The following is an 18455-nucleotide window of genomic DNA, read 5'->3' as shown; positions in this document are numbered from 1 at the left end:
ATTGACGCACTGGACGAGTTTTTGTGTCGGCCATCCGACTAGCAACGGCATTTCTCAAGCAGATGATAGCAGCCAAGGTTGCTCAGTTATGCGTGTAGCGATTGCGTGCGATCATCTGTGATGACCACCTTGTGCGTTTCTCCGGCGATACGAAACCGCTTAGCAAAGCTCTTCAGAACCGGGTTGTGATCGCAGGCAACGCGTCGATCAGTATGGCGGTGTAGCACATCTCTGGCGACAAAAGACTCGCCACGCGAACCCAAGCCGCTTCACGACTTACATAGGCAAGCCGTCCGCGACTGCACTACAAACCGGTCCAGTTACAACGCGTCGCTGCCCAAGCAGGGAGTCTCTGCTGGTCAGGCCTTCTGCCGCACAGCCCGGCAAGTCGCGTTGGCGCACTCCTTTCCCTTCGTGGCCCATTCGGATGCTGGAGAACAGCATTTGGCGAAGGGTGCCTCGAATCGAAATTTCGTGTTATGATTGTATTGTAGGTGATACCGTATGTGTCGTTTGTTCTAAAAAAGCTCTTGATGGGAAATTGAATTATGGATGACGCGCCAGAGTTTGGCAGCGTACCGTCCAGTCCCTTCGGCGAAGAAAACAGTAATCGGTCTCAGGCTCAGGGCAATTCAGGCCTTCAGCTGCCAGGTATAGAATTGCCGAAAGGTGGCGGTGCCATTCGCCCGCTAGGCGAAGCTTTCTCTACCAATCCGGCCACGGGAGCGGGATCGCTCTCCATTCCGCTTGATCTCACGCCGGGGCGCGGCGGTTTCGGGCCGAACCTGTCCGCGTCCTATTCGACCTCGACCGGCAACGGCATTCTTGGTTTCGGATGGTCGCTCTCGTCTGGATCGATCCGGCGGAAGACGTCCCGGGGCTTGCCCAAGTACAATACCGACGATGTGTTCGTGCTGGCGGGCGCGGAAGATCTGGTACCGGTGGACGATGCCGATGCAATGCGTGGCGCGTATCACGTCGTCCGCTTTCGCCCCCGCATCGAAGCCGCTTTTGCACGTATTGAGGCATGGATCCACCGCGGTACCGGAGAGATGCATTGGCGCACGATCACCGGCAACAACGTCACCTCGCTCTTCGGTGTCGATAGCTCCAGCCGGATCAGCGACCCCGCCGATCCCAGGCGCACGTTCGAATGGTTGATCGCCGAAAGCTACGACGACAAGGGCAACCTCATCGTCTATTCCTATGTTCCCGAAGACGACAACGGAGTCGATACCGAGGCACCCGGCGAAAACGGGCGGAGTGTCAGCGCGGGCCGATACCTGAAGACAATTCAGTGGGGCAACCGGGTATCCAATCTCGTCGATCCCGATTCCGCTCGGAGGGATTGGCTCTTCAGCGCCATCTTCGACTATGGAGAAGACCACCTGCGTGACCTGCCCCCGGACCCGGACCGTCCCGCAGAAGAACAGCATCGCTACGCCGACGCTTCATGGGCGGCACGAAAGCCATGGCCGGCCCGGCCGGATCCATACTCCACCTATCGATCGGGCTTTGAAATCCGGACCCGTCGACGCTGTCATCGCGTACTGATGTTTCACCACTTCGAGGAATTGGGCGAAACGCCTTGCCTTGTTTCCTCGACCGAATTCGACTTCGCAGACCTTGAGCATGCCGACGAAACCGGTGCCGCAGCGCGCGCGCATCAGGGCAGTTCGCGATATGGCAGTTTCCTGCGTTCGGTCACGCGGCACGGTTTCGTGCGCAGCACAGGCTCGACGTACCTCAGACGAGCAGTCCCTCCAATGGAGTTCGACTACTCACGCGCGATTGTCTCCAAGACCGTGGAACGGCTTTCGCCCGGAGCAATGGAGAACCTGCCACGCGGTGTGGAGGGAACAAATTACCAGTGGCTCGATCTGAACGGCGACGGTCTGCCGGGCATCCTCAGCCGCTCTGGTGGCATCTGGTACTTCAAACCCAATTTGGGCGATGGCGATTTCGGGCCCGTGAAACAGGTCTCGCCAGCGCCCTCACTTGCCCAGGGAGGCAGGGCGCGGACATCATTTGTCGACTTTTCGGGCGACGGCCAACTCGATGTCGCTGTGATGGACGGCCCGGTTCGCGGCTTCTACGAGCGGACGAAGACGGAAAACTGGGCGCCTTTCCGGCCTTTTGCCCGGATACCGAACATCGATTTCAACGACCCCAACTTGCGTTTCATCGACCTGACCGGCGACGGTTTGGCCGACATACTGATTACGGAGGACGATGCCTTTGTCTGGTACGCGTCAGAAGGCGAAAGGGGTTACGCCGACGCGCGACGAACGCACCAGCCGTACGACGATAATGATGGCCCGCGCCTCGTGTTCAATGATGGCGAAGCAAGTTTTCACCTGGCCGACATGTCGGGCGACGGGCTTTCGGACCTTGTGCGGATCCGAAACGGTGATGTGGTCTACTGGCCGAACCTTGGCTACGGGCGGTTCGGGCGGAAGATCCGTCTTGCCAATACGCCCTGGTTCGATCGCCCGGACCGTTTCGAAAGCCGCCGCGTTCTGTTGGGCGATATCGATGGGTCGGGCACGACGGATATCCTCTATCTATCGCCAGACGCCGTCCGCATCCATTTCAATCTGTTGGGCAACAGCCTGAGCAAGCCCGCGGTCATCGAAGACCTTCCGATCGACCGGACGGCTATCGTTACTCTGACGGATGTTCTGGGCAAGGGGACCGCGTCGCTTGTCTGGTCCAGCCCGTTGACAGGCGGTGCACTTGGCCCGATCCGCTACATCGACCTGATGGCCGCGGGCAAGCCGCACCTGATGGTCGCCTCTCGCAACAACCGCGGCCTGGAAACCCAAGTCGAGTACGCCCCTTCGACAAGGTTCTTCCTTGAAGATCGCGCCAATGGACGCCCCTGGCAGACGCAGTTGCCCTTTCCGGTTCATGTCGTGGTCCGCTCGACCGTCACCGACCGCGTGGCACGCACTCGGTTTAGCACGCGCTTCACCTATCACGACGGCCACTTCGACGGACACGAACGAGAGTTCGGCGGTTTCGCCCAGGTCGACCAGATCGATACCGAAAGCCTTGGCGCCCTCACATCCGACAGTGAATTGCCTGCGGCCAATATCGATGCTTCCTCGCATTCACCGCCGGTACTGACGCGGCGTTGGCATCACACCGGCGCGCATCTGGAGGCCGGGCCGCTATCTGCCTATTTCGCCGGACGGTTCGGTCGAGACCGGGGCGCGTACTTCCGGGAACCGGGGCTGACCGAAACAGAGATCAGGGCGCAACTTCTTCCCGATGGCACGCTTCCGGACGATCTGACCGATGACGAGGCCCGGCAAGCCAGCCGCGCCCTGCGGGGAGCAGTGCTGCGAGAGGAGGTCTATGCACTCGATGGCTCGGACAGGGAACCCCTGCCCTACTCCGTAGCCGAACGCCGACAGGAGGTCCGGCGCCTGCAACCGATGGGCAGGAACCCTAGCGCCGTATTCCTGGTATTCGACGTAGAATCCCTTGCGTTTGCCTATGATCGCCAGGTCGTCCATGTCCAAGACCACCGTCTTGTGGATGCAGACCGGCCCGGGGCGATCGCCCGGCTCGACCCCCGGATTTCACATTCCATCGCGCTGGAACACGACCGTTTCGGGACGGCACTGAAATCGGTCCAGATCGGTTACCCAAGGCGTTTCACCGATCCGGCCTCGCCTCAGGATGTGCGCCTTGCACAGGCCGAAACAAAAATCGTCTTGAACGAGATAGACGTAACGAACGAGATTGATGATAGCGACACGCGGCGCCTACCGACGACGTGGCAATCAACGACCTACGAATTGACAGGATACCGGCCAAGCGGCGATTTTGGCTTCTTCCGGCCCAGCGACTTCGCGCGGCCAGCACCGGGTGACAGGTTCAAGATCATCCGCGATGCCGATGTTTCTTTTGACATGGCTCCGGCGGAAGGATGCACGCGCCGCCTTCTTTCGCGCCAGCGGACCCTGTTCCGGCGCGACGATCTGGACGGTCCGCTTCCTGTCGGCGTGCAAGGTACGCGTGGCTTGGTCCACGAAGCCTTTGACCTCACGACGACCGACAGCATCGCCCGGGCCGCCTATGGCAAACGTATCGATGCCTCGTCGATTGGTGACGCGACGGACTTGATCAGGATGACACGTTTACCCGGCGATCCGCAGGATGGCTGGTGGACGCCGTCTGGCCGCATGTTCCTCGCACCAAAGGGGATCAAGACCCCGGCGGAGGAATTGGCCTACGCGGAACGCCATTTCTTCCTGCCGCACAGGCTCCGCGACGCACATCACAGCGCGACGCATGAGACCGAAAGCCATTTGCGCTATTGCCGCTACGATCTCTTGCCGGAAGAAGCCGAGGACGCCCTTGGGAACCGCGCAACCGTGGGCATACGGGCGCCCGATGGCACGATTATGGAACGCGGTCATGACTATCGTGTCCTGCAACCCGGCATCCTTTCCGATGAGAACCGGAATGTCTCGATGGTGGCATTCGACGCGCTTGGTTTGCCCGTCGCGGCGGCAAAGGGCGGCAAACCCGAGGACAACGAAGGTGAGCGTCTGGACACAACGCTCAAGCTTGATCTCACGGAGGCCGAGTTTTCGGCACTGTTCGATGCCCCGGACGGCCGAATGGCGACCGAGTTGCTGGGCACGGCGACAACGCGCTCGATCGTCGACCCGCGACCGGTTCCCGGCGGCGATGCTCCGCGTCCGTCAGCGGCGCTTTTGCTGACCCGGGAACATCACGGCGCCGATCCCGGTCGGATCACAACCACGCTTGTTCACTTCGATGGCCTCGGGACTGCGATCCAGACCAAGTCACTTCGTGACAATACGGAAACCCGGCGCTGGACCTGCTCCGGCTGGGTCGTGCAGAACAACAAGGGCTTTCCGGTCCGCAAGTTCGAACCGTTTTTTGCCGACACGCACGAGTATCAGTTCGACGCGCGCAACGGCGTCAGTCCGATCATGCTGTATGATCCTCTCGGGCGGGCGGTCGCAACGATCCTTCCCGACCATACTTTCACCAAAGTGCGCACCACACCCTGGCGCGCGGAGGCATGGGACGCAGGGGATAACATCCTTACCTCCGACCCGTCCCGAGACAACGATATCGGCCCGTTCATCGAACGATTGCCACCCGCCGACTACCTGCCAACATGGTATGGCGCACGCATCGATGGCGCCAAGGGACCGGAGGCACAGGAGGCGGCGCGCCGCTCGGAAATTTGTTCCGGCACGGCGGTCATATCTCATACCGACAGTCTGGGCCGGGTCATTGTCAGCCAGACCCTCAACCGGGTGCGTGACGAGAACGGTATCGTCACCGAAACGCAGGAAAGGTCATCGGCAACCCTGGATATTGCCGGTCATCCGCTGACCGTCAGTGACACCCTCGGGCGCCGCGCCATGACCTATGCCTACGACATGGCCGGGCAGCAGATCGCACAGGCATCGAACGAGGCAGGCAGACGCTGGGTGCTCGTCGATGCATCCGCCCAACCGGTCCTGACCTGGGACGACATGGGCCGACGAATGCGCACCGAGTTCGATCAGTTGCGTCGTCCGGTCGCGATCTGGATGTCGAAAGGTGGCGAACCCGAGGTGCAGATCGCCGCCACGACACACGGCGAGAAAATCGCCGATGCCGAAGCGCGGAACCTCCGAGGGCAGGTCGTGGAGACCCGCGACCAGTCCGGCGTGACCGCGGCGGACCGCTTCGATTTCAACGGTAATCTGATGCGTTCTGTCAGACGCATCGCGCAGTCGTTCGATACCCTCCTGGACTGGTCAGGCGACGTCCCTCTGGAGCCCACGCGCTTTGTCACCGAGGCCGTCTTCGACGCGCTCGCACGACCGATATTGAGCATCCCTCCACATGCCGAAGGTCGTGGCCCTCATCATGTGATCCAACCGCGCTTTGACCAACTGGGACAAGTCCGCGCCATCCACGTCTGGCACGATCGGCACGACAAACCCGAAGAGCCCCTCGATCCGGACAGAGATCCGCCCTCCGCAGTCGGGGTAAGCGATATCACCTACGACGCGCGTGGCGCGAGAACCGCGGTCCTCCACGCCAACGGTGTGCGCCGCCGCTACGAGTACGACCCGGAAACCTTTCGGCTGGTGCGGCTTACATCCGAACGCGCCGACGGCGTCCTGCAGGATATGCGCTACACGCACGACGCCGTCGGTCACCTCTCGCACATCGTCGATGCCGCGGCACGGACGGGCTTTTTCGACGGGACCGTCGTCGGGGCCGATCAGAGTTTCGAACATGACGCCAAGGGGCAACTTGTCCGCGCCAGCGGGCGTTTGCATCTGGGCCAGACCGGCGGAGAGGCCGGTGCGGGACCCGACGCGCCGGGACGGCCCCTGCCACACCCGAATGACGGGCTGGCGCTGGCCCGCTATGTCGAGACCTACACATACAACGCAGCGGGCAATATCCTGCAGATGCGGCGCCGCGTTCCGGCGCGGCCCGAGGCGAGCTGGACCCGGCGCTACGATTATGACGAATCCGGGCAGCTCGATCCCGAGTTTCCCTCCAACCGCCTCACCGCGACACATCTGTCGGCGGACACGGTCGAGCGCATCGGCGGCTACGACGCACATGGCAACATGCTGGGCCTGCCACACCTGGCGGCGATGGAGTGGGACCATGCCGACATGCTGAGGATGACCGAACGCACCTTGAATGGCGACCGGACATGGTATGTCTATGACGGGTCCGGCGTGCGCATCCGCAAGGTCACCGTCGATGCCGAGGGGCGCCGCAGACACGAGCGGCTTTACCTGCCCGGCGGTGTCGAGATCTTCCGCCGTTACGGGACACACCCGCTGGTACGCGAAACCCTACATGTAAGCGATGGTTCGGCGCGCTTTGCCGAAGTCGAGACACGCCTTGCCGGCGACGAACCGGGACAGGAGCGCCGGCAGATCCGCATTCAGTTGGCGAACCACCAGGGCAGCGTCGCGCTGGAGGTCGATGACAACGCGCGAGTGATCTCGATCCAGGAATTCTCGCCCTACGGGGCACGCACTTTCCTGTCGGTGGCGAACGACGGCGAAGCCCCCCGCCGCGCCTATACCGGCCAGGAGCGCGACACGGAAACCGGGATGCAAAGGCACGGGCTGAGGTACTACGCGCCTTGGCTGGGGCGTTGGACCAGCGCCGATCCGGCGGGGATGGTGGATGGATTGAATTTGTATCGGTACTGCCGGAACGATCCACGGAACCGAGTGGACACCGGAGGGACGGATTCCGAGTGGTGCATACTCTGCAATCCGTTTTCAGACGATGTCTCCTTTGAACCCGCGGAAGCGGTCGGTGCTGTCTGGTCAAATGCCGTGGAGGGTTCGCAGGTCATTACGGGCGCAATCAGCGAAGGCACCGATGCAGCCGGAGATTGGGTCTCTGACAAAGGGAACGACTTGGCTGCGGCTATTGACGACGCCGGTTTTTCAAGGACTGCGTCTTTCGTAAGGGGCACCACCGTTCTTGCTGCCACTACGACGAAAACTGTCGGCGAAGTTGGCGGACAAACGCTCGCCATAGGTCCTAACGCAATATTGGGGCTGGAATACGGTGGAACAGCTCTCGGCGAAGGCGTTGGAAAGATCTTAACTTCCAATACTACGGAAGGAAAACTCGAAGGCTTGCAGGGAATCCTTGAGGGACTTGGTGCAGGAGCTTCCGTTGGTTTGATCTTTCTTGGCGCGGGCCGCCCCGCATCCAGGCCGGCACCAAGAGGAGGACGATTGGGAAACGGCCGCCCAAATGGTCGTAGTCAGGGAGGAATTCGACGTAGTCCTCACGGACGGCGCAAGAACAGTAGAGCCCGTGGTGATCGTGGCGGCAACTCGAATGGCTCTGGCGGTCGAGATGCCAAGCCGATCGTCGAGTTGGACGATAATGGGCTTCCGAAACAGATTCATAGAACCGACATCGACCTTGGGCCCGCCTATGCGACATTGGAAGAGGCCGCTCAAGCAGCAGGTCCAAAGGGGCATTACCTCGAAGTTATTGTTTCAGACTCATCCGGCAACTTGGTGGCTCGTTGGTTTGAGGCGAGCCGCAAAGGCGTTGGGAACAAACAGGTAGGCGCCCAGCTCGGTCATACCGAACAAATTGCCGCGAGCCGAATAAATCTCAAGCCAGGCCTTCATGTCGAGTTACGCGGGCCAAAGCCACCTTGCCCTTTCGCGGACGGATGCCGAAACGCGATGCAGGGACTCGCCGATAAAACCGGTACTGAATTCACTTATCGACAATATAAGCCAGACGGCCGAGAGGCAATATCACCGATAATACCAAATCAGTAATAAACGCATGGTTATGCGCCAAACTCGAAATGGAACGCACCAATGCCCCGAATAATCGCAATTCGCCTTCTTTCCGAAACGCCTGTGACGCCGGGGACGTTCACTAACTACCTCGAAGACCTCGAGATCACGGTCTTCGACGCCTCTTTCGACGACCCCGCGGCCGAGAACCCGGCGTCGGAACTGGGGACGGCAGAATACATCGCACCGGCAACGCCGCTTTCCACCCCGCCCGTCGATACGGACGTTCTCGAGCACGACCCGAACACGACCATTGTCCAGCATGACGGTGTCAATCCCGACAGTCTTCCACTGGCCCCCGTTCCCACGATGTTCGCGGTCGGCACCGCCGTCATTGAAGTGCCGGACGGTGTGCCTGCCGCCGAGCACGAAACCGTCGACCTCAGGATCACGATGGAGCGGAACGGCGCGACGATTACCCACAAGCGGCGCTATTTCAACGTCCCGACGACGAATGGAAATCTGCCCGGCGATCCGCTTGGTTTTCAGCTTATCCCTGCCAGCCTTTACCTCTTTCTGCCCGCCCCGGGAGTGGAGACCGGCGGCACGCTGAACGTGCCCGAGGACGGGACCGCGCCAAACTTCGATCAGCTTTTCGCCGCGGTCACGAACGTAATGGACGACGACCCCGGCGACACCGACGCAATCGACAACCTGAGCCCGATCCAGGCTCGGCACATCGCCTCCGAAATCGTCTGGGACCGTGCCGCCCGCCCACTGCCCGTGCCGGATGCCCCCCTCAACCAGATCTACACCCTTCCTTTTGCCGAGGGGGATGGACCCGAACGCACGCGTGCCATGTTCGAGGGCGATCTCAAGACCTATCAGGTCGGGAACGATGCCACGGCAGAGCGTCTGGCCAATTTCGTCTTCACGATGTCGGCGGCGCTTTCCATCGCCGACAGCATCCTGACAGGTCCCGAAGGAGACCGCGCGGCACTGACCATCCCGGCCGAACCGGGCGATGCGGAGACAGCGTCAACGCGTATCAAGCTGACCGGGCTCACCGGAACGGCGCCCTTCGTGGTGCCCGCCGCCTACATTTATGCCCTGACCGCGACGCTGCCCTTACAGGTCACGGTCGAGCAGCGCTTCCGCATGGTGATCTTCGGCAACGAAACCGGAACGATCTCGACACTGCAAGAAGCCGTGCACAACGGCATTGTCGCGCTCGATCCCGGCACAAACCTGCACCAGGCCGCACGGCGCCTATCAGCCTTGGGAGGCGCACGAGAGAACGGGTTGCCGGAATGCCCCGCCGGGGACGAAGCGAATGTAACGGCTTTGATCGCCGGCTGGCTGGCCGAGCAGGATGAAGAGATTTGGACATTCTGGTCGGCGCTGGACCCTGCCGGAACGAGAGGTCAATTCCTGATGGTCCTCTGCGCGATCACGCACGACCACACGAACCTCGTAGCTGCCATCCGCAACGATCTGGATGGAGGCGTCACGACGATTTCCGCGCTGCGTGCCGTCACGGACGAACAGTGGCTCGCCCTGTTTCAAGGCGATCCGTCGCTGCTGCCGCCATTTACCCATCCCGGTTCAATTGCCGAACAGACACGCACGTTTCTGCGCAACCTCCGAAAGTTCTTTGACGCGGCACTTGCCCTTTCCGCGCCGACCCCGGCGCAACCGGGGACCCTGCCGCTTCTCGGTGAAAACTGGGACGATATTCTGTCCAACCTCGGCGGTGATATCGAAAATTTCGATCCCGCGGCGAACGGTGCCCTGCTCGACAGTCTCTTTCCCGATGATCCCGCCGGTCGCACAGAGTTCGTCGCCTGGCTGGAATGCCTGCAATCGGTGCTTGCGCTTACGGCGGGCATCGCTCCGGAAGAGCTTCGTTTTTCCGTGGCCGAGGCCCTTTGGGCGCGAGGTTTCGTGACGCCTGACCACTTCGCGGGTTTCGACCTGGACGCTTTGACCACTGCATTGATCGGAACCGTAGCACACGCGCATGCCTCGACCATCCTGGCGAACGCGACTGCAGCGGGGGCCGAACCGCTTGATCCGATCGGTCCGTTTGCACCTGTAAATCCCTGGGGTGCATTGACGAATTGCATACCCCCCAAGCATGTCTCGCCGCTCGGTCCGGTCGCCTACCTCAAGGAAATGCTCCAGGTTACCGAAGCTGCAACATGCGATGATCCGCTGGCGGCTACGGATGGCGCGAACACACTTGGCGCGGCGCTTTCGGGGCGGCGCGGTCCGATAGGCCAGCTAGCGGCGAGCCATTCCAATGCCTGCATTCCGCTTCCTCAGATCGACATGGTCAACGAAACGCTGGAACATGTCGTGGTTACCGGATCTCCGCCGGGTACGATCCGCGACACACAGCGGGACACACTCGGCGGTCATACGCTGGACACGCATCCCAATCCGCCCGCAGGTGCGACACCGCACGCGGCACAAACGCTGTTCTGTGCCCTGCCCGAGCATTCGACGCCCGCCATTCCGACCGCGGAACAAGCCGCCTGGGAAACGCTGGCAGAGGATTTTTCAGCCTGCACCCTTCCCTACAACCAACCGTTGGACGTGACTCGCAGCACGCTCAAGGCCCTGGGCACCAGCCGATATGCAACGATGCGGGCCTTCTCGCGTGAGATACACTCGTTTGTACATGCACCGGGGTCGGTGCCTGCTGATTTTCAGAACCACCTCTGGCGCTATCCCGTGCCACTGCCACTAGCGCTCGACTATCTGTGCATCACACAGGAAGAATACGACGTCCTGTATCGTCCGGGACAGCTTGGGCCTGCCGCTCTTCCCGAACACTACGGTTTTCCCGGCCTCCCCGGTGTCGATCCCGATACCTGGATGGAAGAGGTCGTCATCCTCTCGGTCTTCCTCGAACGCACTTGCCTCAGCTACTGCGAGTTCCGGGAACTCGTTCAATCGGGATTCGTCGATATTGTTGTCCGACATCGTCGGCAAGACGACCTGCCAGAGTGCGAGCCCTGCTGTCTGGAAGAATATCGGTTGGAATTTCCTTCCGATCCCGGCCTCTTCGGTCCATTGAAGCGCCTGATCGTCTTCATCCGGCTATGGCGGCGTCTGAACCAGATGCCGAACGCTCGCTACTCGTTCGCCGAACTTGCCGACATCGCGACCGTATTGACGCTATTCAACGGGAACACCGCCAATGCGATGTTCATCCCTCAACTGGCTGCGTTCCAGATGCTCCGCGACGATTTTGGGTTGGCCCTGGTCGATAAAAACGATCCGCCAGGTGCGGGGTCCGTCGGCGCGAACCGCACTCATCTTCTTGCGTTCTGGGCGCCCGGTGCAACCAAGGCGCAGTGGGCGCTCGATCACTTGCTGAACCGTATCCAGCAATATGCGATCGGCACCTATCATTGCCCGTGCCGCCCGCCGGAATTCATCAAGCTGCTGCGCAGCAACATGGACCCAGTGTCGAGACTCGCGGGGTTTGACCCGGATACCGCCGGGCGGGAATGGGACGCCTCGCCTCGTCACACGCTGCGCATGGCAGAGATCCTTGCCAAGATCTATGCCTCGAAATTCGAGGTCGGGGATCTGCTGTTCCTGTTCATGGCCGACCCGCAGCTTCAAGGCGGTGACCCCTTTCCTGCCCAAACCCGCAACGAAGCCCGCGACCTGCCCTTCGACCTTCCCGACAACGAGGACGAAAATACGCTCTTTGCCCTGCGCGACGTCCTGCGCCATGTGACAATCGATCCGCAGGAGGCCTCGACCTGGACATGGGCGAGAATGGGCAAGACCCTGCGCGAGACCTATGGCATGCCCGACGGGACGCCGGAATGGACAGCTTTGGGGACGCACTTCTTTCCGGACATCCTAGAAGCTGAAGGCCTGACGGTTGCCCCCGGCGACCGCGTATGGCGCGCCAACCTGCCGGCCGGGTCCACATCCGAGGCCATGTGGAACACGCCGGAAGGTCCCTTTCGATACCTCGCCGGATCGCAGGAGCTGGAGACGGGAATTCCGCTTGTCGATGCGGAAGTAATCGCCAAGCTGGCCCGTATCCGGCAATTGACCGCAGCGGAACAAGCCGCCGTGAGCACCCTCTACATGGCGCCGCGCGCACTTCTTGCGTTCTTCGGGTTTCTTTTTGAAAACCAAACTGACACAGAATTCTCGCTGCTAGAGACCACCAGCCCGGCAGACCGCTGGGCATGGTTCCAGAACACGTTCGCACGCTTCCACGCGCGCAGCCTGGCCCTGGCCGATCATCTAGCCGCGCATATTTCGCGTGTGACGGGTGATCGCAAGAAGGACGGCGCGGAAACAGCCCTGCTTGTCCTCCGGCATCTCTGGGCCGACGAAAACGCGGCAACCGGCCCATGGGAGAACGATAGCGGCGCGGTTCCCGGAGTGCAGTGGACGCCACGACCGAACGGGGGCGCCTTTCACGCCCTCCACGGTGTCGTCGGCACCGGGCTAATCGCGGAATATCGCGGCGACACCCCTTTGATCCGGTGGCGCGAAACCCGGGGCGGCATCGAAGCGTTCGGCTCAACCGAGAATGCCACCAACGGTCCCATTCCGACTGTCCTGCCGGCCATGAACACGGCGTTGACCCAGGAACAACTGGATTACGTTTCGATCCGAAACGGCTATGCGATGGGCAATGAGGACGGCACGCCGGTCGGCGGCGCCGAACCGTTCACGCTGACATGGCGCGGCCTGCTCTTGATCGAGGAAGGCGGGAAATACGGCTTCCGCGCCGGCGCGCCACGCCCAGGCAACGAATTCCCCGATTTCGAGGCGCTGGAGCGCTTCCATCGCTGGCGTGTGATGCTGCGCCAGGGTCAGAAAACCCTGGTCCTCCTTGCGCACGGCCATGAGGAAGAAGAAGCGCCGCCGGATTGTGCAAAGGCCATTCATCTGGAGCGCGGGTTCTATGAAATCGAGATCGAGTTTGAGCGGTTACCGCTTGTCTTCGACGGTCCGGAAGACATTTGCGCGCAGGAAACCGGCTTTCAGTTGAAATATGACGGCCCGGACTCTGGCAGCGACTGGCAGGTTATCCCGCATGACAAGCTTTTCATCGGAACCGGCGAGCGGCTGGATGCCGATCTCGATACCGGCACGACCCAACCGGGCGTTTTCGGCGTGCTTGCGGCGCGACATGTGGTCAGCGTGCGCTCGATGCGGCGGACCTACCAGCGCGCGTTCAAGGCACTGCTCTTTGCCGATCGGTTTGCCCTGGGCGCCGTCCCGGTGGCCGACAGTGGACAGTCCGAGTTGGGATACATGCTGTCACAACCCGAGGCCTTCGCCGGGCAGTCCTATTTTGATCCGGGCGGCGGTTTTCAGCCACACCGGGCCAATTTCGACTTCAACCTGTTTCCGGTGCTCGACAACTACTTTCCGCCACTCCCGGTTGACGACCAGCGCGCTTCACCCAGCCACCAGCGCAGTTCGGCGCTCTTCGACTGGTGGGAGCGATTGTTCGACTACAGTGTCATGCGCGCCGATGTCGCCGGTGGCGACGAAACACATCCGGTCCTTCTCTTCCACGAGGCGGCGGAAGCACATGTGGACGAACCGGCGCAATTGCTGCGCCATATCAGGGTCGGCATTCGCCAAGTTCCTCTTGTCCTCGATTATTTCGATCCATTCGCGGCGGGACTGACCTTCGAAATCGACAGCGGCGATCTGATCGACGACCGCTGGGCCATCCGTGTCTGGCACGCCGACAAGTGGATCGACCGCCTGCGCGACGACTTCCTCGAAGCGGATATCGACGTCGCCAAGCCCCATCTCTGGGCCGCGCACCCGGTCGATATGGGCGGCCTGTCCAACCTAGCCCAATTCTATCGTGACGGCCTGATCGAAAACGGCGATCCGCGCCGCTACAAGGAAATCGAAACGCTGAACGATGGCCTCCGTGAACGTGGTCGCGACGCATTGGTCGCCTATCTCACGGCGATGAACCGCCTGCCGCTTCCCTGGGGTGGCTTCGCGACGCGGGCGCGCGATCTCTCCGATCTGTTTCTTCAGGACGTGGACGCCGGTCTTTGTCAGAAACTTTCCCGCGTGGACGAGGCGATCCGCGCGGTGCAGCAGTTTGTCGACAGGGCGCGACTGGGGCTGGAAGCAGGCTTTACACCCGGCCCCGCTTTTGCATCCGCCTGGGACCGCCACTTTGCCGATTTCCGCACCTGGCAAGCCTGCAAGCGCCGTGAGATCTATCGTGAGAACTGGATCGGCTGGAGTGAGGAGGCGGTCGTCAAAGGGTCCGAGGCCTTCCGGTTCCTGGAAAGCGAATTGCGCCGGAACGATCTGACACTGCCCGTACCCGGTGGTGGCGTCCACTGGTCCAAACCGGATGTGCCTCCGGCAACTGCGCTGACCTTGTTGCAAAAGCGCGAACCAGCGACCCTGCAGCGGCTGGAAGCCCCGCGGCAGGGCATAGGTCTGAAAGGAACACCCGATCGTCACGCCCGACCTGATTGGTTGTCGCCCATTCCGGGCACCTCTCGCGGGGATGACGGCGTCATTCTTTCCGACACCTCTGCCGCTGCCGCGGCGGGCGGCCCAGGTGCCAGTTCCGGAAGGACGCCTGACCTTCCCATGTGGTTCGAAGCCCCGGTCCGCCTTGGCACGCGCTTCCTGCGCATCGCCGCGGCCGGACTGCCATATGCATCAGCCACTTACACGCCGAAGTGTACCACACCCGACCCGACGATCTGTTGCAAAGACTGTGGCCGCGACCATCCACCCGTCATGGACGAATACTATTTCTGGTTGGACGTTTCAGAAGAGTTCCTTCCCGTCGAGCAAGTCGCAGAATGGGTCTCTGCCACAGATGGTGACGGCGACGATGTCGATCGGGACAGCCTGCCGGTCGATGGCACCGGAGCACCGATTGTCGATACCGTCTGGCGCGATCCGCAAGCCCTGCCCTCCGCCCTTGCCTGGACGCCGCGCAAGATCGCACGCCTCAACTGGTGCCGCGTGCACAACGGCGAATTCCAAACGCCTCGGCGATCAAGCGAAGGGGTCCTGTTGCAACAGGACCTTCCGGCTGGACAACCCGATCTGACCTTCCGGGGACGCATCGCCGACTCGCTCTTTTTTGACGTGGTCGGCGGGGTGGAGCGTGTAGGAGTTCCCGGGCCACCCTCGCCGGGGTTCCGGTACGATCTTGCTCCGGACGATGCGATACCCCTCCCCGAACTGACCCAGACCGACGCGCCCCCGATCCCGGGCGACCTGCCCGCCTTCCCGTGGTTCGCCTTTACCTGCCCCGGGGATCCAATCCTGCCCAACCGCACCTTCGCAACGGTTCTGGCGGTCGCCCAGCACCTGTCCACGCACTGCCGCTATGAGGAAGCGCTGAGGTGGCTCGAGCAAGAGTTCCCGCCACTCCAAGGAGACAATACTTGGGCCGAATGCGACCGGCCAAACAGGCCAGATCCGATCGATCCCGATCCGACGATCCCGGATGATACTCCCGACGACACCCCGAATACGCCTGTTCCAGTGCCGGCGGTGTTGCCGCCACGTCGCTCCAGCCATCCGGGCGAATGTTGCTGTGCAAGCGATCCCGTATCGGACCAGCGTGCCGAACGGCGGCTTATCATGATGACCTACGGAGAAATCCTGCTCGATTGGGCCCAGGCGCTCATCCGCAAGGACGCGCCCGAGGCGTATCAAAGGGCTCGGACGCTGACCGAAACCGCGCGCCGCATCCTTGGCGACTTGCCCAAGACCGTGGTGACGGAGCCGGACGACATTCCGGCCGCTCCGATCCGGGATGTGACGCTTGCCTGTGCGCCACTCAATCCTCGGTTGATGTGTCTGTACAATCGGGCCGCGGATATCGAAGGTCAAATCCACGCGTGCCTGGATTCACGTCGCCACAAGTCCGGCCGGCCGAACGACGAACAGCCCTTCTTCGGCGATGACCCGCGCCGGGAATGCTGGCAGATTTCGGGCGATGCCTGTCTTGACGCCGCTTTCTGGTGCCGCCGACGCAGCCCGCACCGCTTCAGCGTTCTTGTCGAAAGGGCCCGCCGCGCCGCGTCCGAATGCGCCAACATGGGTCGCCAGCTTTTGCAGGCCTATCAGCAGGGTGACGCGGAATACCTGTCGTCCCTGAACACCAAGCACCAGCGCCAGGTTGCCGATCTCACACTCGACATTCGCAAGAACCAGTATCGCGACGCGGATTGGAACCGGCAGGCGTTGGTTCTGGCCAAGGAACACGCGATAACCAACCTGACATTCTACCAGGGCCTCCTGGCCGCCGGATTGCTTTCGGGCGAAGCGCAATACGAACCGTTGATCGGCACCTCCACAGGTCTTCGTTCAGCCGGGAACGTCGTCGAGGCAATCGGTCAGGCAATGAACCTCATCCCCGATCCGAATGTCGGACTGATGAGTTTCGTGACGCTGCCGCCGGGAAAGAAACTGGCGATGATCTTCTCTTCCGCAGGAACGGTGGTGAACGTGGCCGCCGACATCGTCAATACCGTCGCATCGCTGGGTCTGACCAAGGACGGATGGGAGCGGCGCGCCGACCAATGGGAACACAACAGGGCTCTCAGCGAAATCGACGTCGCACGGATCGAACGGGAAATCCTGGCCGCCGAGCGCCGTCGCGACGCGGCGCTACGCGAGCTGAACAATCATCGCCAGAACATGGCAAACACGGCCGAAGTCGAGGATTACCTGCGCGACAAGTTCACGAGCCACGAGCTGTTCCTGTGGCTTCAGAAGGAAACCGCGGCACTTTATGCCCAGTGCCACGACCTCGCGCTTCAATGCGCATGGGACGCGGAACGCGCCTTCAATTTCGAGCGTGAACTGTCTGCCGACCGCTTCATCGCGATGGACATGCCGGACACCCTGCATGAACGACTACTGGACGGCGAGCGCCTGTCGCTTGCCTTGGCGCGCATGCAGAAAGCCTATGAGGATCGCGACCGGCGCCCCTACGAGTTGATGAAGCACATTTCCCTTCGGGAGCATTTTCCATCCGCCTTCCTGCAACTGATCTCCACCGGTCGCTGTGTGATCGAGCTTCCCGAATGGCTTTTCGATTGCGACAATCCCGGGCATTTCCTGCGCCGCATCCGCAGCCTTTCAGTTACCCTCCCCTGCATCGTCGGGCCGTATCAGGGCGTCAATTGCAAGGTAACGCTACTGGCGTCGAGTATCCGGGTCAGCCCCGAAGTCTTTGCCCCCGACCACCGCTGCTGCGACGACACGGGCTGCAACTCCGGCTACGAAGCCCTGCCCGACGACCCGCGCATCGTCCACCTTCACGGCGCCGCCGAGGCCATAGCCACGTCGTCCGGACAAAGCGACGCCGGGCTTTTTACCCTGGATCTCAACGATCTGCGTTACCTGCCGTTCGAGTACCAGGGCGCGGCCTGCAAGCTATGCATCGAACTCCCAGCGGAAACGAACCGGTTCGACATAGACACCCTGAGCGATCTTGTTCTCCACATGCAGTACACCGCACATGAAGGCGGTGACCGGCTGCGGGCTGCGGCGGCGGCATGCGCAGAACGTCATCTGCCGGGATCGGGCACGCGTTTCATAGACGCCAAGCGTGAGCTGCCGGGCCTGTGGCGCACCATGCCGGCACCGATGCGCCACGGGATTCCGGCCAGCCGCGATGGCGAATATCTTGGCCTGCGCCTCGATCGCGGCATGTTCCCGTTCCTGACCGGCAATCGCCGCCCCCTCGTCAACCGCATCCAGGTCCTGTTCGAAGCGCCGGGCGCCGACCCAAGCCGGCATCACGACGTGATTTTCTTTGCTGGCGAAGCTGTCGAGACGATCAAGCCGGACACCTGCCGGGAAGGCGTTTTCACGATCGATTGCGTGGCCGACGCAGCATGGCCCGGCTTCTTCCATGGCGTGCTGGACATTGATGCGGTCGAGATCGCAGGCCGTGACGGCACGTCGCTGGGTGTGCTTTCCTTCCATCCGGAAATCCGCCGATTGTGCAACGTATGGCTCCTGTTTTCCTATAGCGCGACCGAGGCCATGGCGTCCTGCGACTGGACGACAGCTGTGCCGGAAAACGGGTGCCGGGTTTGACCAAGTGGCGCGGTTGGCCCTGGAGGTAGCCCGGCTCTGGAAACCGGTCTGCTGCCA

At 61.8% G+C, this 18455-nt stretch carries 2 protein-coding genes; both read left to right on the top strand.

Translation table 11 applies throughout. The features are described from left to right. Nucleotides 1-548: 548 nt before the first annotated feature. The gene (locus RBB42_RS00845) at nucleotides 549-8330 is read left to right on the top strand and encodes a SpvB/TcaC N-terminal domain-containing protein (protein WP_305968696.1); all 7782 of its coding nucleotides are present in this window, start codon (nucleotides 549-551) and stop codon (nucleotides 8328-8330) included. Between the two features lie 42 nt (nucleotides 8331-8372). Beyond that, nucleotides 8373-18398 carry a Tc toxin subunit A-related protein gene (locus RBB42_RS00840; RefSeq protein ID WP_306043582.1) on the top strand — a complete coding sequence of 3342 codons (10026 nt, stop codon included), beginning with the start codon at nucleotides 8373-8375 and terminating at the stop codon, nucleotides 18396-18398. The last annotated feature ends 57 nt before the right edge of the window (nucleotides 18399-18455 follow it).

Source organism: Mameliella sp. MMSF_3455 (assembly GCF_030733205.1).
GTDB lineage: Bacteria > Pseudomonadota > Alphaproteobacteria > Rhodobacterales > Rhodobacteraceae > Antarctobacter.
This window is presented reverse-complemented; position numbering and strand designations above follow the sequence as displayed.